19 protein-coding genes and 1 pseudogene are annotated in these 22,788 nt (G+C 61.2%); 16 read left to right on the forward strand and 4 right to left on the reverse strand.

The genetic code is table 11. The features are described from left to right. Position 1: 1 nt before the first annotated feature. On the reverse strand, positions 2–517 hold the full coding sequence (locus tag AB4O45_RS18535; RefSeq protein WP_007949952.1) for an Hcp family type VI secretion system effector: 516 nt from the start codon (positions 515–517) through the stop codon (positions 2–4). A gap of 438 nt (positions 518–955) precedes the next feature. On the opposite strand from AB4O45_RS18535, the gene AB4O45_RS18540 reads away from it, so the two are divergent. From AB4O45_RS18540 to AB4O45_RS18600, 13 genes and pseudogenes are all read left to right on the forward strand, one after another. After that, entirely contained in the window at positions 956–2,578 is a 1,623-nt protein-coding gene (locus AB4O45_RS18540) for a methyl-accepting chemotaxis protein (protein WP_110645874.1), read from the forward strand. Beyond that, positions 2,578–3,114, forward strand: a complete 537-nt coding sequence (locus AB4O45_RS18545) for a chemotaxis protein CheW (RefSeq protein WP_130928068.1) — start codon at positions 2,578–2,580, stop codon at positions 3,112–3,114. Before AB4O45_RS18540 ends, AB4O45_RS18545 begins: the two co-directional genes overlap by 1 nt. Beyond that, a pseudogene (locus AB4O45_RS18550) lies at positions 3,111–4,381 on the forward strand (CheR family methyltransferase). The gene AB4O45_RS18545 and the pseudogene AB4O45_RS18550 overlap by 4 nt, the downstream one beginning before the upstream one ends. Further along, a complete protein-coding gene (locus AB4O45_RS18555) occupies positions 4,378–5,061 on the forward strand; it encodes a chemotaxis protein CheW (RefSeq protein WP_252877506.1) in 684 nt (227 codons plus the stop codon). Before AB4O45_RS18550 ends, AB4O45_RS18555 begins: the two are co-directional and overlap by 4 nt. Continuing rightward, entirely contained in the window at positions 5,058–7,328 is a 2,271-nt protein-coding gene (locus AB4O45_RS18560; protein WP_150636277.1) for a hybrid sensor histidine kinase/response regulator, read from the forward strand. Before AB4O45_RS18555 ends, AB4O45_RS18560 begins: the two co-directional genes overlap by 4 nt. After that, positions 7,325–8,335, forward strand: coding sequence for a chemotaxis response regulator protein-glutamate methylesterase (cheB, locus tag AB4O45_RS18565; protein ID WP_150636279.1), 1,011 nt, complete (start codon positions 7,325–7,327; stop codon positions 8,333–8,335). Before AB4O45_RS18560 ends, cheB begins: the two co-directional genes overlap by 4 nt. Before the next feature lie 48 nt (positions 8,336–8,383). Beyond that, a complete protein-coding gene (locus AB4O45_RS18570) occupies positions 8,384–9,385 on the forward strand; it encodes a response regulator (RefSeq protein ID WP_041478162.1) in 1,002 nt (333 codons plus the stop codon). Between the two features lie 307 nt (positions 9,386–9,692). Beyond that, positions 9,693–10,788 (forward strand): peptide chain release factor 2 gene (gene prfB / locus AB4O45_RS18575; protein ID WP_099758102.1). Its coding sequence is split into 2 segments (ribosomal slippage): positions 9,693–9,764 and positions 9,766–10,788, totalling 1,095 coding nucleotides; the frame shifts between segments, so codons are not numbered across the junction. A gap of 79 nt (positions 10,789–10,867) precedes the next feature. Next, on the forward strand, positions 10,868–12,370 hold the full coding sequence (gene lysS / locus AB4O45_RS18580; RefSeq protein ID WP_460160420.1) for a lysine--tRNA ligase: 1,503 nt from the start codon (positions 10,868–10,870) through the stop codon (positions 12,368–12,370). A gap of 105 nt (positions 12,371–12,475) precedes the next feature. Beyond that, positions 12,476–13,189 carry a TetR/AcrR family transcriptional regulator gene (locus AB4O45_RS18585; protein ID WP_056783159.1) on the forward strand — a complete coding sequence of 238 codons (714 nt, stop codon included), beginning with the start codon at positions 12,476–12,478 and terminating at the stop codon, positions 13,187–13,189. Positions 13,190–13,374: 185 nt separating this feature from the next. Next, entirely contained in the window at positions 13,375–14,625 is a 1,251-nt protein-coding gene (locus AB4O45_RS18590) for a flavohemoglobin expression-modulating QEGLA motif protein (protein ID WP_166554750.1), read from the forward strand. A 152-nt stretch (positions 14,626–14,777) separates the two neighbouring features. Further along, positions 14,778–15,683 (forward strand): alpha/beta hydrolase, encoded by a 906-nt coding sequence (locus AB4O45_RS18595; protein WP_150743254.1) that lies wholly within the window; start codon positions 14,778–14,780, stop codon positions 15,681–15,683. Beyond that, positions 15,680–16,009 carry a hypothetical protein gene (locus AB4O45_RS18600; protein ID WP_258707654.1) on the forward strand — a complete coding sequence of 110 codons (330 nt, stop codon included), beginning with the start codon at positions 15,680–15,682 and terminating at the stop codon, positions 16,007–16,009. The genes AB4O45_RS18595 and AB4O45_RS18600 overlap by 4 nt, the downstream gene beginning before the upstream one ends. Before the next feature lie 235 nt (positions 16,010–16,244). On the opposite strand, the gene AB4O45_RS18605 is transcribed toward AB4O45_RS18600, so the two are convergent. The 3 genes from AB4O45_RS18605 to AB4O45_RS18615 all read right to left on the reverse strand — a co-directional run bounded on the left by AB4O45_RS18605 (position 16,245) and on the right by AB4O45_RS18615 (position 18,204). Beyond that, positions 16,245–17,033: an OmpA family protein gene (locus tag AB4O45_RS18605; RefSeq protein ID WP_024011746.1), complete on the reverse strand. Its 789-nt coding sequence runs from the start codon at positions 17,031–17,033 to the stop codon at positions 16,245–16,247. Between the two features lie 55 nt (positions 17,034–17,088). Beyond that, complete coding sequence (locus AB4O45_RS18610) at positions 17,089–17,493, reverse strand: DUF4398 domain-containing protein (protein WP_024011747.1); 405 nt, start codon at positions 17,491–17,493, stop codon at positions 17,089–17,091. Between the two features lie 366 nt (positions 17,494–17,859). Next, a complete protein-coding gene (locus AB4O45_RS18615) occupies positions 17,860–18,204 on the reverse strand; it encodes a hypothetical protein (RefSeq protein WP_016771500.1) in 345 nt (114 codons plus the stop codon). A gap of 213 nt (positions 18,205–18,417) precedes the next feature. On the opposite strand from AB4O45_RS18615, the gene ppc reads away from it, so the two are divergent. The 3 genes from ppc to tsaB all read left to right on the forward strand — a co-directional run bounded on the left by ppc (position 18,418) and on the right by tsaB (position 22,767). Next, entirely contained in the window at positions 18,418–21,048 is a 2,631-nt protein-coding gene (ppc, locus tag AB4O45_RS18620; protein ID WP_252883244.1) for a phosphoenolpyruvate carboxylase, read from the forward strand. A 300-nt stretch (positions 21,049–21,348) separates the two neighbouring features. Then, a complete protein-coding gene (gene adk, locus AB4O45_RS18625; protein ID WP_056783171.1) occupies positions 21,349–21,999 on the forward strand; it encodes an adenylate kinase in 651 nt (216 codons plus the stop codon). Positions 22,000–22,092: 93 nt separating this feature from the next. Beyond that, positions 22,093–22,767, forward strand: a complete 675-nt coding sequence (gene tsaB / locus AB4O45_RS18630) for a tRNA (adenosine(37)-N6)-threonylcarbamoyltransferase complex dimerization subunit type 1 TsaB (RefSeq protein WP_256810825.1) — start codon at positions 22,093–22,095, stop codon at positions 22,765–22,767. Positions 22,768–22,788 lie beyond the last annotated feature (21 nt).

Below are 22,788 nucleotides of genomic sequence, written 5' to 3' on the forward strand. Positions count from 1 at the left end.
ATTAAACGACTGGAGCACGCCAGTCATCGGAACCCGAAGTACCGGATACTTCGTGGGTCCAGGTGATTTTGCGGTAGGTGAACTGCACTTCTTCCAGGTGGGTGAAGTGCGCGTTGCCTGGATCCTGGCAGTTGTGCATTTTGTTGTTGATGGCGACGATGATCGCGTCTTCCAGTTTGGTGGTGTAGTAGTGCTCTTGGGTGCCTTGAGCCGAAGTGCGGTACCACTGGATAACGATTTCGCTCATGCGCTCGCCGGAAGTCAGAGCTGCTTGCAGCAGTGGCGAAGCCTTGTCGTAGACCTTGGTGATCACAACTGGCTTGTGTACGCGCTGACCGGTTGGCTGACCGGATTGCGGGTCACGCGGGATGATCACGTCGTGGGTGAAAGCCTGAACCATAACCTGGTCTTCGTGGCCTTCCTGGTAGGTGTTGCCAACGGAGTCGGCGGTGAAAGCGCCGGCAGTGATCAGGCCTTGTTTTTCGCCGGTAACCGACATGTACGCTGGTGTTGCCATGGGGTGCTCTCCTTGCGGATAAAGTTAGGGTGCCCGGAGGCGAAATCGCCCGGTGGGTGGCTGAGAGTTATCAAGGAGCGTGCCAGGTTTTGCGCGGTGCCCGGATGGCGGGGGCGCCACGGTAGTCGGTGATCATTCGGGGCGATTTTCAGCGGGAAAGTCGGGAGAAAGTGCGCAAGAAGTTGCGCAGTACTGCGCAACTTCTTGCGCACTTGGCTGCAGGCCTTGCGCCGCTTGAGCTGCAGAGGATTTAGGTCCTGAAATATTACGACCAACTGCGCAACTTCTTGCGCAGTTGGGTATTTGCCGGGACTGCGGTGTGGCCTTCGCGAGCAGGCTTGCTCCCACAAGGACAGTGCTGCCAGCGAAAGCGTCTTATAAATGAAACACCGCCCTCGGCTATACTCCCCGCATTTCGATCAGGCACGAGGATTCACTGTGAAGAACTGGACGTTGCGCCAACGCATTTTGGCGAGCTTTGCGGTGATTATCGCCATCATGCTGTTGATGGTGGTGCTGTCCTACTCGCGGTTGTTGAAAATCGAGGCCAGTGAAAACAGCGTGCGCGACGATGCCATTCCCGGCGTCTATTACAGCTCGATGATTCGTGGTGCATGGGTCGACAGTTATTTGCAGACCCAGGAGCTGCTCGGCCTCAAGGAAGGCCAGGGCGTTTCCAGCGAAGACGCAGCGGACTACAAGGCGTTCGAGGCGCGTCTGCAAGAGCAGATGGCCAACTATCGCAAGACCATGGCCACCGATGAAGACCGCTCCGAATTCGCCTTGTTCGAGAAGTACCACGACACCTACATCCAGATTCAGGATGCCGTGCTGGACCTGCACAAGCGCAATCTGGAAGCCGATGCCATCAAGCTGTTCAACGAGAAACTGACCCCGGCGTGGTACACCGGTCGGATGAAACTCAACGACATCATTGGCGAGAACAAAGTCGTCGCTGATACCGCCATGGCCAATATCGACGACGCGGTGGCAACGGCCAAAGTCAGCATGGTCATTTCCCTGCTGGTTGCGGTGCTGGCCGCCGGCCTCTGTGGTCTGCTGTTGATGCGCGCGATCATGGCGCCGATGAACCGCATCGTGACCATCCTCGACATCATGCGCACCGGTGATCTGAGCTCGCGCCTGAACCTCGATCGCAAGGACGAATTCGGCGCGGTCGAAACCGGCTTCAACGACATGATGACCGAGCTGACGTCGCTGGTATCCCAGGCCCAGCGCTCCTCGGTGCAGGTGACCACCTCGGTCACCGAGATCGCCGCCACTTCCAAGCAACAACAGGCCACCGCCACCGAAACCGCAGCGACCACCACCGAAATCGGCGCAACCTCCCGTGAGATCGCCGCGACTTCGCGGGATCTGGTGCGCACCATGACCGAAGTGTCCACCGCTGCCGATCAGGCCTCGGTGCTCGCCGGCTCCGGCCAGCAAGGCCTGGCGCGCATGGAAGACACCATGCACTCGGTCATGGGCGCGGCGGATCTCGTCAACGCCAAACTGGCGATACTCAACGAGAAGGCCGGTAACATCAATCAGGTGGTGGTGACCATCGTCAAAGTGGCTGACCAGACCAACCTGCTGTCGCTCAACGCAGCGATCGAAGCCGAGAAGGCCGGCGAGTACGGTCGCGGTTTTGCCGTGGTCGCCACCGAAGTCCGGCGTCTGGCCGATCAGACCGCCGTTGCCACCTACGACATCGAACAGATGGTTCGCGAGATCCAGTCGGCGGTGTCGGCCGGGGTGATGGGCATGGACAAGTTTTCCGAAGAAGTGCGCCGCGGCATGTCGGAAGTGCAGCAGGTCGGCGAGCAGCTGTCGCAGATCATCCATCAGGTGCAGGCGCTGGCGCCGCGCGTGCTGATGGTCAACGAAGGCATGCAGGCCCAGGCCACTGGCGCCGAGCAGATCAACCATGCGCTGGTGCAGTTGGGCGATGCCAGCAGCCAGACCGTCGAATCGCTGCGTCAGGCCAGTTTCGCTATCGACGAACTGAGCCAGGTGGCCGTCGGCCTGCGCAGCGGCGTTTCGCGATTCAAAGTCTGATGAGCGAAATCATCGCCAAACGTGGCGCCGCGCCAGTGGCGAAGCAGGCGCTGTTTCTGCTGTTTCGCATCGGCAACGAGCGCTATGCCCTGCGCGCCACGGAAGTGGCCGAAGTGCTGCCGCGCCTGCCGTTGAAGCCGATTGCCCGGGCGCCGCACTGGGTGGCCGGGGTGTTCGCCTATCGCGGGGCGGTGGTGCCGGTGATCGACCTCAGTGCGCTGACTTTTGGCCAGCCCGCCGAGGCGCGCACCAGCACGCGGCTGGTGCTGGTCAATTATCAGCCGGATCAATCGCAATCAGCACAATGGCTCGGGCTGATTCTCGAGCAGGCCACCGACACGCTGCGCTGTCATCCGCAAGATTTCCAGCCTTACGGCCTCGACAACCGTGAGGCGCCGTACCTCGGCCCGGTGCGCGAAGATGCGCAGGGATTGCTGCAATGGGTGCGGGTCAATGACTTGCTCGATGACGCCGTGCGCAGCTTGCTGTTCCCCGATCCGCCGCGTGATCCGGCGCAGCTTGAGGCGCAGCCATGAGCAGTGAGCAGCGCTTTTTCGATTTCCTCAAGGAACGCATCGGCCTTGATGTCGCGTCGGTGGGCGCGGCGATCATCGAGCGTGCCGTGCGCCAGCGCACGACCCTGTCCCAGGCCGCCCACGCCGACGAATATTGGCAGCTGTTGCAAGGCTCGCGGGACGAGCAGCAGGCGCTGATCGAAGCGGTGATCGTTCCGGAAACGTGGTTTTTCCGTTATCCGGAATCTTTCGCGACGCTGGGCAAACTGGCGCGAGGTCGGCTTAAAGAACTCAATAATATGCGCGCGCTGCGAATTCTGAGCCTGCCGTGCTCGACCGGCGAAGAACCCTACTCGATTGCCATGGCCTTGCTTGATGCCGGATTGCAGCCGCATCAATTCAAGGTCGACGGCATGGACATCAGCCCGTTGTCGGTGGACAAGGCGCGCCGTGCTGTTTACGGCAAGAACTCGTTTCGCGGGCAGGATCTGCAATTTCGCGATCGGCATTTCATGCCTGAGCAGGACGGCCACCGGGTCAACGAATACGTTCGCGAGCAGGTGCGCTGGCAAGTCGGCAATGTCCTCGATCCGACACTGTTGGCGAGCGAGCCAGCCTTCGATTTCGTGTTCTGCCGCAACCTGCTGATCTACTTCGACCAGCCGACGCAAAAGCAGGTGTTCGAAGTGCTCAAGCGCCTGACCCATGCTGACGGCGTGCTGTTTATCGGCCCGGCGGAGGGCAGTCTGCTCGGGCGTTTGGGCATGCGCTCGATCGGCATCCCGCAGTCGTTCGCCTTCAGCCGTCACAGCGAGCCGCACCCCGAACCACTGCCGACGCCCAAACCGGTCGCCGTGCCGGTCAGCCAACCATTGCGCAGCGCGCCGCCAGCGCCAGTGCGCAATCGGCCGTTCGCTGCCGTGACGGCTTTGCCGGTAACGAAAAAACTGCCAACCCCGACGCCGCGACGCTGCTGGCGCAAATCGCCGCATTGGCCAATGAAGGCAAAAGCGCCGAGGCCCGCGCCGCGTGCGAACACTATCTGCGCAGCCATGAGCCGGTGGCGCAGGTGTTCTACTGGCTCGGCCTGCTCAGCGATGTCGCCGGCCTGAGCCTCGAGGCCCAGGGTTTCTATCGCAAGGCCTTGTACCTCGAACCGCAACACCCCGAAGCGCTGATGCACCTGGCCGCGTTGCTACAGGCTCAGGGCGACACGGCGGGTGCCCGACGATTGCAGGAGCGCGCCGCCCGCAGCGGGCGCACCGCCGACAGTGAGCGTAAACGATGAGCGCGTCCGACACCTTGAACGTTACCCACGAAGACGCCCGCGCCATCGACGATTGCTGGAACCGCATCGGCATTCATGGCGACAAGTCCTGCCCGTTGCTGGAAGAGCACATTCATTGCCGCAACTGCTCGGTGTATTCCGCCGCCGCCACACGCCTGCTCGACCGTTATTCGTTGCAGCAGAACCAGCGCGAAGCAGTGGTCAGCAAAGTCGAAACCGACGTCAAGACCCGCTCGCTGCTGATGTTCCGCCTCGGCGAGGAATGGCTCGGACTGGCCACGCGCACGCTTGTCGAAGTTGCGCCGTTGCAGGCGATACATTCGCTGCCGCACCAGCGCTCGCGGGCCTTGCTCGGTGTGGCCAATGTCCGTGGCGCACTGGTCGCGTGCCTGTCGCTGGTGGAGCTGCTCGACCTCGGCGCCAGCGTTGCGCCGGTCAGCGGCGGGCGAATCATGCCGCGCATGCTGATCATCGCCGCGCACGGCGGGCCGGTGGTGGTGCCGGTGGATGAAGTGGACGGCATTCATGCCATCGACGAGCGCATCCTCGACGCCGCGTCGCAGTCCGGTGCGCAGAACAGTGCCAAGTACACCCGTGGCGTTCTGCAATATCGCGGTCGCAGCCTGCGCTGGCTGGATGAAGAACAGCTGTTGTCCGCCGTGACCCGGAGCCTGACATGACCCCCGAGCAAATGCGCGACGCCTCTCTGCTCGAGCTGTTCAGTCTCGAAGCCGAAGCCCAGACCCAAGTGCTCAGCGCCGGGCTGCTGGCGCTGGAGCGCAATCCGACCCAGGCCGATCAGCTGGAGTCGTGCATGCGCGCGGCGCACTCGCTCAAAGGTGCGGCGCGCATTGTTGGCATCGACAGCGGCGTCAGCGTCGCCCACGTCATGGAGGATTGCCTGGTCAGTGCGCAGGAAGGCCGTTTGTTGCTGCGTCCCGAACACATCGACGCGTTGTTGCAGGGCACCGACCTGCTGATGCGCATCGCCACGCCGGCCAATGCGCCGCAACCCACGGACATTGAAGCCTACGTCGCGTTGATGGGGCGTCTGCTCGATCCTTCGGCGCCAGCCGCTGTGGTTGCCACGCCGTCAATGGCCGAGTTGCAGATCGAGCCTGCGCCAACGGCGACAGCGCCGATCATGGACGAGCCCGCCGAGCCGACTCCGCGCAAAAACAAACGCACCACCGAAGGCGGCGAGCGCGTTTTGCGCGTCACTGCCGAACGCCTGAACAGCCTGCTCGATCTATCGAGCAAATCGCTGGTGGAAACCCAGCGTCTCAAGCCGCATCTGGCGACCATGCAGCGCCTCAAGCGCATGCAGAACAACGGCCTGCGCGCGCTGGAAAATCTCAATGTGCACCTGAAGGAGCATGCACTGAGCCTGGAAGCGCTCGAGTCGCTGGAAGATGCGCGACGTTTGCTCGCCGAGTCGCAGCAATTGCTCAGCGAGAAGAACGCCGAACTCGACGAATTCGCCTGGCAGGCCAGCCAGCGTGCACAAGTGCTCTATGACACCGCGCTGGCCTGTCGTATGCGCCCGTTCGCCGACGTGCTCAGCGGGCAGGCGCGCATGGTTCGCGATCTCGGACGCAGTCTTGGCAAACAAGTGCGCCTGGAGATCGAAGGCGAGAAAACCCAGGTCGATCGCGATGTGCTGGAAAAGCTCGAAGCGCCGCTGACTCACTTGCTGCGCAACGCTGTCGATCACGGCATCGAATCCCCGGACCAACGCCTGCTCAAGGGCAAGCCGGAAGAAGGCCTGATTCGCCTGCGCGCCTCCCACCAAGCCGGTTTGCTGGTGTTGGAACTCAGCGATGACGGCGGTGGCGTCGATCTGGAGAAAGTCCGCCGCAGCATCGTCGAACGGCAGTTATCCCCAGCCGAAACCGCAGCGCAATTGAGCGAAGAAGAACTGCTGACCTTCCTGTTTCTGCCGGGATTCAGCCTGCGCGACAAGGTTACCGAAGTGTCCGGGCGTGGCGTCGGCCTGGACGCTGTTCAGCATATGGTCCGCCAATTGCGTGGGGCCGTGGTGCTGGAGCAGACGGCGGGCGAGGGCAGCCGTTTCCATCTGGAGGTGCCGTTGACGCTTTCGGTGGTACGCAGCCTCGTGGTGGAAGTCGGCGAAGAGGCTTACGCATTCCCCTTGGCGCACATCGAACGCATGTGCGATCTGGCCCCCGAAGACATCGTGCAGGTCGAAGGACGCCAGCATTTCTGGCACGAAGGCCAGCATGTCGGGCTGGTTGCGGCCAGCCAGTTGCTCAATCGCCCGGCCAGTCAGAACGATGGCGCTACCCTGAAAGTCGTGGTGATCCGCGAGCGCGAGGCGATTTATGGGGTGGCTGTCGAGCGCTTCGTGGGTGAGCGCACGCTGGTGGTGTTGCCGCTGGACGAGCGTCTGGGCAAGGTTCAGGATATTTCCGCCGGGGCCTTGCTCGATGATGGTTCGGTGGTGCTGATCGTCGATGTCGAAGACATGCTGCGTTCGGTAGACAAACTGCTCAACACCGGGCGTCTGGAGCGCATTGCCCGCCACGGCAATCAAACTGCCGAAGCGGCGCGCAAACGGGTGCTGGTGGTCGACGATTCGCTGACCGTGCGCGAGCTGCAACGCAAACTGCTGCTCAATCGCGGCTATGACGTCGCGGTGGCTGTGGACGGCATGGATGGCTGGAATGCGCTGCGTTCGGAGAACTTCGATCTGCTGATCACCGACATCGACATGCCGCGCATGGACGGCATCGAGCTGGTCACGCTGCTGCGCCGCGACAACCGTCTGCAATCGTTGCCGGTGATGGTCGTGTCGTACAAGGATCGCGAAGAAGACCGCCGCCGTGGACTGGACGCCGGCGCCGACTATTATCTGGCCAAAGCCAGTTTTCATGACGACGCCCTGCTCGATGCAGTGGTCGAGCTCATCGGGGGAGCGCGGGCATGAGGATCGCAATCGTCAACGACATGCCCCTGGCGGTGGAGGCCCTGCGCCGAGCGCTGGCCTTCGAGCCGGCGCATCAGGTGATCTGGGTCGCCAGCAACGGCGCCGAGGCGGTGCAACGCTGCGCCGAACAAACGCCGGACCTGATTTTGATGGACCTGATCATGCCGATCATGGACGGTGTCGAAGCCACGCGGCGGATCATGGCCGAGACCCCATGCGCGATCGTCATCGTCACCGTCGACCGCCAGCAGAACGTGCACCGCGTGTTCGAGGCCATGGGCCACGGCGCGCTGGACGTGGTCGACACGCCGGCGATCGGCGCCGGCAATGCCCAGGAAGCGGCGGCGCCGTTGTTGCGCAAGATCCTCAACATCGGCTGGCTGATCGGCGACAAGGCGCCGCGCTCGCGCCCGGCGCCGAGTTCACCGCGCAGTTCGCCGTCACGTCAGCGGCTGGTGGCGATCGGTTCGTCTGCGGGTGGGCCGGCGGCGCTGGAAGTGTTGCTCAAAGGCCTGCCGAAGGATTTTTCCGCCGCGATCGTGCTGGTGCAGCATGTCGATCAGGTGTTCGCCGCCGGCATGGCCGAATGGCTGGCCAGCGCCAGCGGCCTCGATGTGCGTCTGGCCCGTGAAGGCGAGCCGCCGCAAAGTGGCGCGGTGCTGCTGGCCGGGACCAATCACCATATTCGCCTGTTGAAAAACGGCACGCTGGCCTACACCGCCGAACCGGTCAACGAGATCTATCGCCCCTCGATCGACGTGTTTTTCGAGAGCGTTGCCAGTTACTGGAACGGTGACGCGGTCGGGGTTTTATTGACCGGAATGGGGCGCGATGGCGCGCAAGGGCTTAAGCTCATGCGCCAGCAGGGTTATTTGACCATCGCCCAGGATCAGCACAGCAGTGCGGTGTACGGCATGCCCAAGGCTGCCGCGGCAATCGATGCCGCGGTGGAAATCCGCCCGCTGGAAAAGATAGCGCCACGATTGCTGGAGATTTTCCCCAAATGAACAGGTTGATCGGCAATCCAGGCCCCCGCAGTACTCAGGTGACCGCTCATGAATGATTTACAGATCGACGACATTAAAACCGACGAAAACGCCGCTATGGTGTTGTTGGTGGATGATCAGGCGATGATCGGCGAAGCGGTGCGCCGTGGGCTGTCGAATCAGGAAAACATCGACTTCCACTTCTGCTCCGACCCGCAGCAGGCCATCGCCCAGGCGGTGCGGATCAAACCGACGGTGATTCTCCAGGACCTGGTGATGCCCGGCCTCGATGGCCTGAGCCTGGTGCGCGAATACCGCAATCATCCGGCGACCAAGGACATCCCGATCATCGTTCTCTCGACCAAGGAAGACCCGCTGATCAAAAGCGCGGCGTTCTCCGCTGGCGCCAACGACTATCTTGTGAAACTGCCGGACACCATCGAACTGGTCGCGCGCATTCGCTACCACTCGCGGTCCTACATGACATTGCTGCAACGCGACGCCGCGTACCGAGCGTTGCGGGTCAGCCAGCAGCAATTGCTCGACACCAATCTGGTGCTGCAAAGGCTGATGAACTCCGATGGCCTGACCGGGCTGTCCAACCGACGGCACTTCGACGAGTACCTGGAACTGGAGTGGCGCCGTTCGCTGCGTGATCAGACGCAGCTGTCATTGCTGATGATCGACGTCGATTACTTCAAGTCGTACAACGACAGTTTTGGCCACGTTGAAGGCGACGAAGCCTTGCGCAAGGTCGCCACGGCGATCCGCGAGGCCAGTGCGCGACCGTCGGACCTGCCGGCGCGTTACGGCGGCGAGGAGTTTGTGCTGGTGCTGCCGAACACTTCACCGGGCGGCGCGCGGCTGTTGGCCGAGAAACTGCGCCAGACCGTGGCGGCGCTGAAAATTCCGCATAACACGCCGGCCGAGGGCTCCAGTCTGACCATCAGCATTGGTCTGGCGACCATGGTGCCGCAGGCGGGCAGTGATTGCCGGCTGCTGATTTCGGCGGCGGATCGCGGCTTGTATCTGGCCAAGAACAATGGGCGCAATCAGGTCGGGATCGAGTAACGGCCGTTGCCCTCACCCCAGCCCTCTCCCGGAGGGAGAGGGGGCCGACCGAGGTGTCTCGGGCCAGACATCGACCTGAGAGATCGCAGCGATTATGGATCTTCAGGCTTGGCGATCACGGATTCGGTGAAGCCATTCTATTCGGCGTATGTTTCAAATATCCCCCGATCGGTCCCCTCTCCCTCCGGGAGAGGGCTAGGGTGAGGGCAGCAATCTCGGCCCATTCACCGCCAGACGGGCTGCCGCGACAGCCTGTTTACGTTATACTCGCCGGCTTTCAAAAGTTCGCCAACGAGTGCTGCCCGTCATGGAAATCAACCCGATCCTGAACACCATCAAGGACCTGTCCGAGCGCTCCGAAACTATTCGGGGGTATCTTTGACTACGATCAAAAGCATGAGCGTCTGACCGAGGTCAATCGCGAGCTTGAAGATCCGAGTGTCTGGAACAAACCTGAATACGCCCAGGAGCTGGGCCGCGAGCGTGCCGCGCTGGCGCAGATCGTCGACACTCTCGACGAACTGAACGGCGGTCTGGCCGATTGCCGCGACCTGCTGGACATGGCCGTCGAAGAGAACGACGAAGGCGCAGTGGGCGATGTCGTCGCCGAGCTGGCCCGTCTCGAGGAAAATCTGGCCAAGCTGGAATTCCGCCGCATGTTCAGCCATGAAATGGACCCGAACAACGCCTACCTGGACATCCAGGCCGGTTCCGGCGGTACCGAAGCGCAGGACTGGGCCAACATCCTGTTGCGCATGTACCTGCGCTGGGCTGACAAACGCGGTTTCGACGCAACCATCATGGAACTGTCCGCCGGTGAAGTCGCCGGGATCAAGGGCGCGACCGTGCACATCAAGGGCGAATACGCCTTTGGCTGGCTGCGTACCGAGATCGGCGTGCACCGTCTGGTGCGCAAGAGCCCGTTCGACTCCGGCAACCGTCGCCACACCTCGTTCTCCGCGGTTTTCGTCTCGCCAGAGATCGATGACAAGGTGGAAATCGAAATCAACCCGGCAGACCTGCGGATCGACACCTATCGTTCCTCTGGTGCCGGTGGTCAGCACGTAAACACCACCGACTCGGCCGTACGTATCACCCACGTACCGACCAACACCGTGGTCAGCTGCCAGAACGAGCGTTCCCAGCACGCCAACAAGGACACCGCCATGAAAATGCTGCGGGCCAAGTTGTACGAGCAGGAAATGCAGAAGCGCAATGCGGCCTCGCAGGCGCTGGAAGACACCAAGTCGGATATCGGCTGGGGTCACCAGATCCGCTCTTACGTGCTCGATGCCTCGCGGATCAAGGATCTGCGTACCAACATCGAACGCAGCGATTGCGACAAGGTGCTCGATGGCGACATCGATGAGTACCTGGAAGCGAGCCTGAAATCCGGCCTGTAACACCCTCTGTGGGAGCGGGCTCGCCCGCGATCCCCAGCCGAAGGCTGGGGGCAACGAACCTGATGGAATACTTAAAGACATGAGCGACCTACAACTCGACCCGCAAGCCCTGCAACAGGAAGAAAACTCCCTGATCGCCCTGCGCAAGGAAAAGCTTGCTGCCGAGCGCGCCAAGGGCAATGCCTTCCCGAACGACTTCCGCCGCGACAACTACTGCGATGCCTTGCAGAAACAGTACGCGGACAAGACCAAGGAAGAGCTGGCAGAGGCTGCAATCCCGGTCAAGGTTGCCGGTCGCATCATGCTCAACCGTGGCTCGTTCATGGTGATCCAGGACATGACCGGACGCATTCAGGTCTACGTCAACCGCAAGACACTGTCCGAAGAAATCCTGGCCGCGGTGAAAACCTGGGACATGGGCGACATCATTGCTGCCGAAGGCACCCTGGCGCGTTCCGGCAAAGGCGACCTGTACGTTGAAATGACCAACGTGCGCCTGCTGACCAAGTCGCTGCGCCCGCTGCCGGACAAGCACCACGGCCTGACTGACACCGAACAGCGCTACCGCCAGCGCTACGTCGACCTGATCGTCAACGAAGACGTGCGCCAGACCTTCCGCGTGCGTTCGCAAGTGATCGCGCACATCCGCAGCTTCCTGATGAAGCGCGACTTCCTCGAAGTCGAAACACCGATGCTGCAGACCATTCCCGGCGGCGCTGCGGCCAAGCCGTTCGAAACCCACCACAATGCGCTGGACATGGAAATGTTCCTGCGTATCGCTCCTGAGCTGTATCTGAAGCGTCTGGTGGTCGGTGGTTTCGAGAAAGTCTTCGAGATCAACCGCAACTTCCGTAACGAAGGCGTTTCGACTCGTCACAACCCTGAATTCACCATGTTGGAGTTCTATCAGGCGTACGCCGATTACGAAGACAACATGGATCTCACCGAGGAACTGTTCCGCGAGCTGGCGCAGCTGGTGCTGGGCAGCACCGACGTGCCGTACGGCGACAAGGTGTTCCACTTCGGCGAGCCGTTCGTGCGTCTGTCGGTGTTCGACTCGATTCTCAAGTACAACCCTGAGCTGACCGCCGATGATCTGAACGACATCGACAAGGCTCGCGCTATCGCCAAGAAGGCCGGCGCCAAGGTGTTGGGCTTCGAAGGTCTGGGCAAACTGCAGGTGATGATTTTCGAAGAACTGGTCGAGCACAAGCTGGAGCAGCCGCACTTCATCACTCAGTACCCGTTCGAAGTGTCGCCGCTGGCCCGTCGCAACGACGAAAACCCGAACGTCACCGACCGCTTCGAGCTGTTCATCGGTGGTCGTGAAATCGCCAATGCCTACTCCGAGCTGAACGACGCCGAAGACCAGGCCGAGCGCTTCATGGCGCAGGTGGCCGACAAGGACGCCGGTGACGACGAAGCCATGCACTACGACGCCGACTTTGTCCGTGCGCTGGAGTACGGCATGCCGCCAACCGCCGGTGAAGGTATCGGCATCGATCGCCTGGTGATGTTGCTGACCAACTCGCCGTCGATCCGCGATGTGATCCTGTTCCCGCACATGCGACCGCAAGCGTAAACGTTTCAGTTGAAAAGCCGCCTAAAACAGGCGGCTTTTTATTGCCTGTCTGGTACAAATGTATCAATTGGTTAATTTGCAAATAGCAGAGGAAGTGCTGTCGTGATGGGTGCAATAGCTCAAGAAGGTGCAGCGGGTATCGCCACTGCGGTCGCTGAAAGTGTTCAGTACCAGGGCCGCAAGGCCAGCCGACAGGGCAGTGAGCAGCGTCGCCAGGACATTCTCGACGCCGCGATGCGCATTGTCGTGCGCGACGGCGTGCGAGCCGTGCGCCATCGTGCGGTCGCGGCGGAGGCCGGTGTGCCGCTGTCGGCGACCACGTATTATTTCAAGGACATCGATGACCTGCTCACCGATACCTTCGCCCAATACGTTGAACGCAGCGCGGCGTACATGGCCAAGTTGTGGATCAATAATGAAGGGCTGCTGCGCGAAATGGTGGTCAGCGCCGACGGCAGCCCGGAGTCGCGCTCGCAATTGGCCGATGACATAGCGCGGTTGATGGCCGATTACGTGCATCGGCAACTGATCAACCGTCGCGAACATCTGATGGCCGAGCAGGCGTTCCGCCAGGAAGCGCTGCTCAATCCGCGTCTGGCCATTCTGGTGCGCTCCCATCAGCAGATTCTGTTGCAGGGCACCTGCCAGTTGTTCCAGGTACTGGGCTCGCGCGAACCACAGCAGGATGCCAAGGTGTTGACGGCGATTATCGGCCGGATGGAATATCAGGGCCTGCTCAATGACGCCGAGCCTCTGGCCGAAGAGGACATGCTCGGGATTCTGACGCGGTATATGCACCTGGTGCTGGCGTCGGTCTAGCGTTTCACGCTACACCCCGTGGGAGCGAGCCTGCTCGCGAAAGCACTCTGATATTCAACATCTGCGTTGTCTGACACAGTGCATTCGCGAGCAGGCCCGCTCCCGCAAAGGCTTAAAGTCTGAGTTTCAGCACGTCACGTTTTCTACAGGAGTTTCGGGTGGACGATTACCAGCAGACGATACGCATGTTGTCCGATCGCATTGTGCTGGCGCAGACGCCGATCCGCGTGCTCGATGCGGTCAAGTGGGACGACAACGTGCGCAAGGGTTTTCTCAAGGCCAAAGGCAAGGAAATGCCGGCGGTGGATCGCGACTACTACCTCAACCGCCCGCTGTCGTTCGATTCGAGCCAGGTCAAACTGGAATTCCAGAACATCGAGCGCGACATCACCCGCCAGCTCGGCCAGTTCAACCCGGTCGGGCAGATCATGCGGCGCATGTGCAAGGAATACCGCATGGTGGTGCGCATGCTCGAAGCGCGTGGCACCGAGGACTTCGGACTGATCTCGCAGGAGCTGTACGGCGCGGCGTCCGATGCCTTCCACGCCGGTGACCCGACATTGGCCGACCTCGGCCTGATGATGTCCGACTACCTGAACAACATCGACGGGCGCGGCGATCTGAAGGACGAGCCGAAGATCCTTACCGCCAAAGACGCGGTGCACCTGCTGCAAACCCGACTGAACAAGGTATTCGGTGAGGCCGAAGAAACCATTCGCGTGTTCGAGTCCGACGGCATCGTCGCCGACGCCGCGGCGGGCGCCGACTACATCAAGATCCGCACGGATGCGCTGTTCAACGACCGCGACGTGCGCGCACTGGAAGTCCACGAAGGTCTGGTGCACGTCGGCACTACGCTCAATGGCTTGAACCAGCCTATCTGCACTTTCCTGTCCAAAGGCCCGCCCTCGTCAACGGTGACCCAGGAAGGGCTGGCGATCCTGATGGAAATCATCACCTTCGCTTCTTACCCGAGTCGCCTGCGCAAACTGACCAACCGCACCCGTGCGATTCATATGGTCGAGGAGGGCGCCGACTTTTTGCAGATTTACGAATTCTTCCGCGAGCAGGGTTTCGAGATGGCCGAAAGCTACGGCAATGCCAGCCGGGTGTTCCGTGGCTCGACGCCCACCGGTCTGCCATTCACCAAAGACTTGTCCTACCTCAAGGGCTTCATCATGGTTTACAACTACATTCAGTTGGCCGTGCGCAAGGGCAAGCTCGAGCAGATTCCGCTGTTGTTCTGTGGCAAGACCACACTGGAAGACATGCGAACCTTGCGGCAACTGGTGGATGAAGGGCTGGTGGTGCCGCCGAAATATCTACCTGACCAGTTCCGTGACTTGAATGCGTTGTCGGCGTGGATGTGTTTCTCCAACTTCCTCAACCATTTGAGCCTGGACCGGATTGAGGCGGATTACTCCAATATCCTCTAGACCCACCACCGAACCCCTTGTGGGAGCGAGCCTGCTCGCGAATGCGATTTCACCTTCAACATTGATGTCGGCTGATACACCGCTTTCGCGAGCAGGCTCGCTCCCACAGGTTTGATTTGTGTTCAGTTCTCTTCTTTGCGAGGTTTCACCGGATGAGAATCCTCGGCATTCTTTGCCTGCTCTTGACCCTCGGCGGTTGCAGTTCGCTGCTGTTCTACCCTGAACCGGGCCAGATCTTCACCCCGGACAAAGCCAAACTCGAATACCGCACCATCACCCTGCTCACCGCTGATGGCTTGAAGCTCAACGCCTGGTGGCTGCCGGCCAAACCTGGCGTCGAGGTCAAAGGCACGGTCCTGCATCTGCACGGCAACGGCGGCAATCTGCCGATGCATCTGGGCGGCAGCTGGTGGTTGCCGAAGAATGGCTATCAGGTACTGCTGGTCGACTATCGCGGTTACGGTTTGTCCGAGGGCAAGCCGAGCCTGCCGGCGATCTATCAGGACATCGACGCCGCGTTCGCCTGGCTCGACAACGCGCCCGAAGTCAAAGGCAAGCCGCTGGTGCTGCTCGGGCAGAGCCTCGGCGGCGCGATGTCGGTGCATTGGCTGGCGCAGCACCCGGAACGGCAAAAACAACTCAAGGCCCTGGTGCTGGATGGCGTGCCGGCCAGTTATCGCAGTGTCGGCCAATTCGCCCTCAGCACTTCGTGGCTGACCTGGCCGTTGCAGGTGCCGCTGTCGTGGCTGGTGCCGGATGGCGACAGCGCGATCAACTCGATGGCGCAGCTGACCGGCGTGCCCAAGCTGATCTTCCACAGCATCGACGATCCGCTGGTGCCGATGGCCAACGGCATTCGCCTGTATCAAGCGGCGCCGCCGCCGCGGGTGTTGCAGCTGACCCGTGGCGGTCATGTGCAAACCTTCGGCGACCCGGTGTGGCGTCAGGTCATGCTGCGCTACCTTGATGATCCCGAACACTTCGACGGCCTGCGCCGCCTCGGCGAAATCCCCAACTATCCGCCGCCCCCGAATTCCGAAGATGAGACCCCGCAATGACTGAAGAACGTAATGCCATCCCGCTGATCATCACCGGTATCTGCAGCATCCTCGGCACCGTCGGGGCGCTGTGGTACTACGGCTACCTGCACTTTGCCAAGCCGGAGGATGCGTTGCTGCTAAACGAATTCACCATGCTCAAGACCGTGCCGGGCGAGGACTACAAAGTCTCGCTGACACCTGCGCCGCAAGTGGCGCAGTGCATTGATGGCGTGCTGGTGCTGTTCGATACCGAACAGAAAGGCCTGACCGGGGTGTTGATCAACGCGCAGAAAAAAGCCGTGCGGTGTATGGGCGAAGAGACCCCGCAGAAGCTGGAGGAGTGATTCTGCAGGTTCAGCCCTCACCCTAACCCTCTCCCAGAGGGAGAGGGGACTGACCGAGGTGTTTGTTTAAGCTAAGTCGACCTGATCCATTGCGCCGAACACAAGTTTTGAAAGCGACACAAATCGGCTCCCTCTCCCTTGGGAGAGGGCTGGGGTGAGGGGCTACGATGTCTGCTCCCACAAAAAAGCCCCGCCTGATCAACTCAGGCGGGGCTTTTGCGTTACCGGGTGGAGCTTAGTTCGAGCTCACCGAAGAACGCGGTGCTACTGGCTGGTTGTCGTTGGAGATGGTCACTTCCACACGACGGTTCATCGCACGGCCCGAGACGCTGCCGTTATCCGCTACCGGGTATTCCTTGCCATAACCCTGAGCGACGATGCGCGAAGGGTCGACGCCCATCTTGATCAGGGCCATCTGCACGGAAGTCGCGCGACGCTCGGACAGCGACTGGTTGTAGCTCGCGGTGCCGGTGCTGTCGGTGTAACCCTCGACGATCACTTTGCGATCCGGGTTTTCCTGGAGGAATTGCGCCAGTTTGTTGATGTTCACCAAGCCGCTGGATTTCAGATCAGCCTTGTTGGTGGCGAACAGCACGTCACCGAAAGTCACCAGCGTACCGCGATCGGTCTGCTTGGCGTTGAGGCTGTCCTGCAGCTGTTTGATCTGCTGGTCACGGGCATCCAGACGAGCCTGGGCGCGTTGGGCAGCGGCGTTTTTCAGGTTGTTTTCAGCGGTGCGCAGAGCGATGGTCTGCTTGGCCACTTCCACGCGCTGGTTGGTCAGGTAAGCCAGTTGGTCAACCTTGGCTGCATCTTCTTTGTCCAGATAAGCCTTGTCGGCCTTGTCCAGGTAATCGCTGGCGTCTTTGGTTTCCAGTGCCGCGACTTTGCTCGCCTGTGGGTTGGCCTGCAGGCCGGCGTAGTTGGTGCGCGCCTGTTCCAGGTTCGGGTTAGGCGGGGTGGAGCAGGCAGCCAGTGCAACGCTTGCGGCCAGAAGAGCGGGAATCATCAGTTGCTTACGCATAATTTTTCGTCCTTTCTATCGGTAAGAGTTTCAGCTTTGCGGTCGGGATGCGCGCTTACTGCACAGTGCGCTGGCTTTCCTGACGCAGTTCCTGAACACCTTTCTGGGAATCCTTCACAGCCTGTTCGGCCTTGGCGGCCTGAGCCTTGCGTTCAGCGACGCGAGCGTCCCATTCAGCCTGTTCGGACAGGCGACGGGCTTCGTCATACTTCTTGTCGTGCATGGCGATTTCAGCTTGTTTCAGTTTGTCCTGAGCCTGCTTCATTTCCACCGCAGCGAATTCGGTACCGCCAGCGCTGACGGCGCTGTTGACGGCCGATTGGGTCACGGCGTACTGCTCGGTCGGTGGGTTACCGGCGCAACCGGCCAGTACGAAGCTGGTGCCGATGGCCAGAGCGGCCAGTTTCAGACCGCGCAGGTGGGAAAACGAGGTTTGGGTTTTCATGGTCTTCAACTCCATTAGGCATCTCCTGAAAATACAACTGAATCCATCCTGGCAGAGGAGGCGAAAGCATCGCTTGTAGACGCGAATTGAAACGCTCGTTCCAGGCGTGGTTACCAGTTCCGACCGGCGGCATTTTTGAAAAGTTCAGAAAAGATGGCCTATCGCCAAAAATTTAATTGACCGTTTGGACAAGGCTCTGGGGCGGGAACTTTGGGGCTTTGGAGCGGTACGCGCGGGTGAGTTTTAAGGTGATATCAGGGATGATCCGCACCCTGTGGGAGCTGGCTTGCCAGCGCTGAGGCCATCGTGCTCAGCACATCTTTGACTGAACTGCCGCCATCGCGGGCAAGCCCGCTCCCACATTTTTCTCGATGTCAGGAATCAGTGCTTCTGCTTGTTCTCAGCCGAGGACAAATCATGCAAATGCCGCCGCGATAACGCCAGAAAACGCGGCGTCGGGCCGACATCTTCATACAACGGATCGCCTTCCTCATCGGTCGCCACCACTGTTGAACCCTTCACATACGGCAGGCTCGCTTCGAACTCCTCAAGCGCGGCGCCGATCAGCTCGCCGAGCAGTTCCTCGGGGTGACGCTTGGGGTACATTTCGGCAATCGCCGCCAGCCTTGCGGCGGCTTCGACGTCCAGATGAATCGTGTAGCCGGTGTCGGTCAGGCGACCTTTGGCGTTTTCTTCCCAATGCTGGGCGAGTTCACGAATTTTCATGATGACCTCATTTAGCGCCTGCTGATGGCAGGCCTGGGTGAGTGTCCGGCAGCGCCGGCGGCGGGCCGTCGTACGGCTTACTGTTGAGACTAGCTTTCGCCGGCAAGGTTTAAAGTCAATTCGTCGCCTGCTTGTAAGAAGCGGCGCAGAGCGGCACTCTCTGGCAAAGCATTCGTTTCTGCGCTGTCCCCGATTACCGCTGGAGAACTGCTGATGACCGATATTGATGCACGCTTGCGCGAAGATGTTCACCTGCTCGGAGAGCTGTTGGGCAACACCATTCGAGACCAGTACGGCGAGGCGTTCCTCGACAAGATCGAGCAGATTCGCAAAGGCGCCAAGGCCGACCGGCGCGGCTCGATGGACGCTGAACTGAGCGCCAGCCTCAATCAATTGAGTGAAGACGAATTGCTTCCGGTCGCGCGGGCCTTCAATCAGTTTCTCAACCTGGCGAACATTGCCGAGCAGTACCAGCTGATCCATCGCCGCGAGGAGTCGCAACCGGCGCCGTTCGAGTCGCGGGTGTTGCCGGAACTGCTCGCGCGCCTGCGCAGCGAAGGCCACAGCGCCGAATCTCTGGCCCGGCAACTGGCGCGGCTGGAAATCGAACTGGTGCTGACCGCGCACCCGACCGAAGTGGCGCGACGCACGTTGATCCAGAAGTACGACGCGATCGCCGCGCAACTGGCCGCTCAGGATCATCGCGACCTGACCAGCGCCGAGCGCGAGCAGATCCAGAGCAAACTGCAACGGCTGATCGCCGAAGCCTGGCACACCGAAGAAATCCGCCGCACCCGCCCGACGCCGGTCGATGAAGCCAAGTGGGGCTTTGCGGTGATCGAGCATTCGTTGTGGCAGGCGATCCCCAACCATATGCGCAAGGCCGATCAGGCGCTGTTCGCCGCGACGGGTCTGCGCTTGCCGCTGGAAGCCGCGCCGATCCGCTTCGCTTCGTGGATGGGCGGCGACCGTGACGGCAACCCCAATGTCACCGCCGCTGTCACTCGCGAAGTCTTGCTGCTGGCGCGCTGGATGGCCGCTGATTTGTACCTGCGCGATGTCGATCATCTCGCTGCCGAACTGTCGATGCAGCAGGCCAGCGATGCGCTGAAGGCCAAGGCTGGCGACAGTGCCGAACCGTATCGCGCGGTGCTCAAGCAACTGCGCGAACGCCTGCGCGCCACACGCAACTGGGCGCATGCCGCGTTGACCGCGCCGACCCCGGCAACCGCCGATGTGCTGCACGATAATCGCGACCTGCTCGAGCCTTTGCAGTTGTGTTTCAACTCGCTGCACGAATGCGGCATGGGCGTTATCGCCGACGGGCCGTTGCTCGATTGCCTGCGTCGGGCGGTGACGTTCGGCCTGTTTCTGGTGCGCCTCGATGTGCGTCAGGATTCGACCCGGCACAGCTCGGCGATGACGGAAATCACCGATTACCTCGGCCTCGGCCGCTATGAGGAATGGGACGAAGAACAGCGCATCAACTTCCTCACCGAAGAATTGAGCAACCGTCGCCCTTTGCTGCCCGCGCATTTCAAACCGTCGGCGGACACCGCTGAAGTGCTCAACACCTGCAAGGAAATCGCTGCCGCGCCTGCTGCTTCGCTGGGCTCCTACGTGATCTCCATGGCCGGCGCCGCTTCCGATGTGCTCGCGGTGCAACTGCTGCTCAAGGAATCCGGCGTACTGCGGCCGATGCGCGTGGTGCCGCTGTTCGAAACCCTCGCCGACCTCGACAACGCCGGGCCGGTGATGGAGCGTCTGCTGTTGTTGCCGGGCTATCGCGCGCGTTTGCATGGCCCGCAGGAAGTGATGATCGGCTATTCCGACTCGGCCAAGGATGCCGGCACCACCGCTGCGGCGTGGGCGCAATATCGGGCGCAGGAACGTCTGGTGGAAATCTGCCGTGAGCAGCAAGTCGAACTGCTGTTGTTCCACGGTCGCGGCGGCACCGTGGGGCGTGGCGGCGGTCCGGCGCACGCGGCGATTCTGTCGCAACCACCGGGTTCGGTGGCCGGGCGTTTCCGCACCACCGAGCAGGGAGAAATGATTCGTTTCAAATTCGGCCTGCCGGACATCGCCGAGCAAAACCTCAATCTGTATCTGGCCGCCGTGCTCGAAGCGACCTTGCTGCCACCGCCGCCGCCGACGCCTGAATGGCGCCATCTGATGGACGAATTGGCGGCGGACGGTGTCAGCGCTTACCGTCAGGTGGTGCGGGAAAATCCGCAATTCGTCGAGTACTTCCGGCAGTCGACCCCGGAGCAGGAATTGGGACGTTTGCCTCTGGGCAGTCGCCCGGCCAAGCGTCGCGCCGGCGGTATCGAAAGCCTGCGGGCGATCCCGTGGATTTTCGGCTGGACCCAAACCCGATTGATGTTGCCGGCCTGGCTGGGTTGGGAGACTGCGTTGAGCAAGGCGCTGGAGCGCGGCGAAGGTGAGTTGCTGGGGCAGATGCGCGAACAATGGCCGTTCTTCCGCACCCGTATCGATATGCTGGAAATGGTCCTGGCCAAGGCTGATGCAGATATTGCGCAGTCCTACGACGAGCGTCTGGTTGAAGCTGATCTGCTGCCATTGGGCGCGCAGTTACGCGACCTATTGTCGCAGGCATGCTCCGTCGTGCTCGGTCTGACCGGGCAGTCGCAGCTGCTGGCGCACAGTCCGGACACCCTCGAATTCATCCGCTTGCGCAACACCTACCTCGACCCGCTGCATCTATTGCAGGCGGAACTGTTGGCGCGTTCGCGGCAGCAGGATGTCGAGCAGGGCAGCCCGGTGGAACAGGCGCTGCTGGTGTCTGTGGCGGGGATTGCCGCCGGATTGCGCAATACCGGCTAAGGTTGCTGATCACCTCAGGCGGCATTCGCGAAAAGGGTCGGATGCCGCTTCTCCTGCCGTAGGAAAGTGCCGCGAGGCGACAGTTAATGTAGGGGTTGCGACTTGGGTTACCGCGTCGCGAGGTCACGGCGGGCGTCGGTTTCTCCGACTTTTGGCGTCTTGTGTGGGCGCAGCCTGCTGTGTATCTTGATCAGCCTTTGGCCGTTTGTGCGGCCACGACCCGTATTTTCAGGATCCGCCGGTTACGAGCGAATCCTTTGTTTTGTAAAGCTTTTATATAAAAAATTGAGGAGCACATCGATGCGCGTCATTCTGCTGGGAGCTCCCGGGGCCGGTAAAGGTACTCAGGCAAAGTTCATCACCGAGAAATTCGGCATTCCGCAAATCTCCACCGGCGACATGCTGCGTGCTGCGGTCAAGGCTGGCACTCCACTGGGCGTGCAAGCCAAGAGCATCATGGATGCCGGCGGCCTGGTGTCGGATGACCTGATCATCGCGCTGGTCAAGGACCGCATCGCTCAACCTGATTGCGCCAACGGTTTCCTGTTCGACGGCTTCCCGCGCACCATTCCGCAGGCTGAAGCGCTGGTCACTGCCGGTGTCGAGCTGGATGCCGTGGTCGAGATCGCTGTAGAAGACGAAGAAATCGTTCAGCGCATCGCCGGTCGCCGTGTTCACGAAGCCAGCGGCCGCGTTTACCACATCGTCTACAACCCGCCGAAACTGGCTGGCAAGGACGACATCACCGGCGAAGAGCTGGTGCAGCGCAAGGACGACACCGAAGAGACCGTGCGTCATCGCCTGTCGGTCTACCACTCGCAGACCAAACCGCTGGTGGAGTTCTACCAGAACCTTTCCGCCAAGAACGGCGGCAAGCCAAAGTACAGCCACATCGAAGGTGTGGGTTCGGTTGATGCAATCACCACCAAGGTGCTGGCCGCGCTGAGCTGAAAAGTCTGATCGGCTGCATCATCCACGGCCCGCTTGCGGGCCGTTGTTGTTTATACTGACGCACTTTTTCCCACCCCTGTTTTGGAAACATCGATGAGCACCTTGCTGGCCCTGGACACCGCGACTGAAGCTTGCTCCGTTGCCTTGCTGCATGACGGCAAGGTCACGAGCCATTACGAGGTGATCCCGCGCCTGCATGCGCAGAAGCTGCTGCCGATGATTCAGCAATTGCTCGCGGATGCCGGCACCACGCTGCAAGCGGTCGACGCGATTGCTTTCGGCCGTGGCCCGGGCGCGTTTACCGGTGTGCGCATTGCCATTGGTGTGGTGCAGGGTTTGGCCTTTGCTCTGGATCGTCCGGTGTTGCCGGTATCCAACCTTGCCGTGCTGGCCCAGCGTGCCTTTCGTGAGCATGGTGTAAGCCAGGTCGCGGCTGCGATCGATGCGCGGATGGATGAGGTGTATTGGGGCTGCTACCGCGAGACGGCGGGGGAGATGCGTCTGGTTGGCGCCGAAGCCGTGTTACCACCGGAAGTCGCCGCGTTGCCAACTGATGCCAGTGGCGATTGGTTCGGTGCCGGTACCGGTTGGGGTTACGGCGAGCGCATTGCGGTCAATCTGAGCGGCTCTGACGCCGGCATGCTGCCCCACGCCGAGGACCTATTGACCCTGGCGCGTTACGCCTGGCAGCGCGGTGAGGCGATCCCGGCAGATGACGCCCAGCCGGTTTACCTGCGCGATAAAGTCGCCACCCCAAAAGCCCGCTGATACGACACTTTCTCCTGTGGG

It is taken from the genome of Pseudomonas sp. S2_B10 (assembly GCF_054668425.1).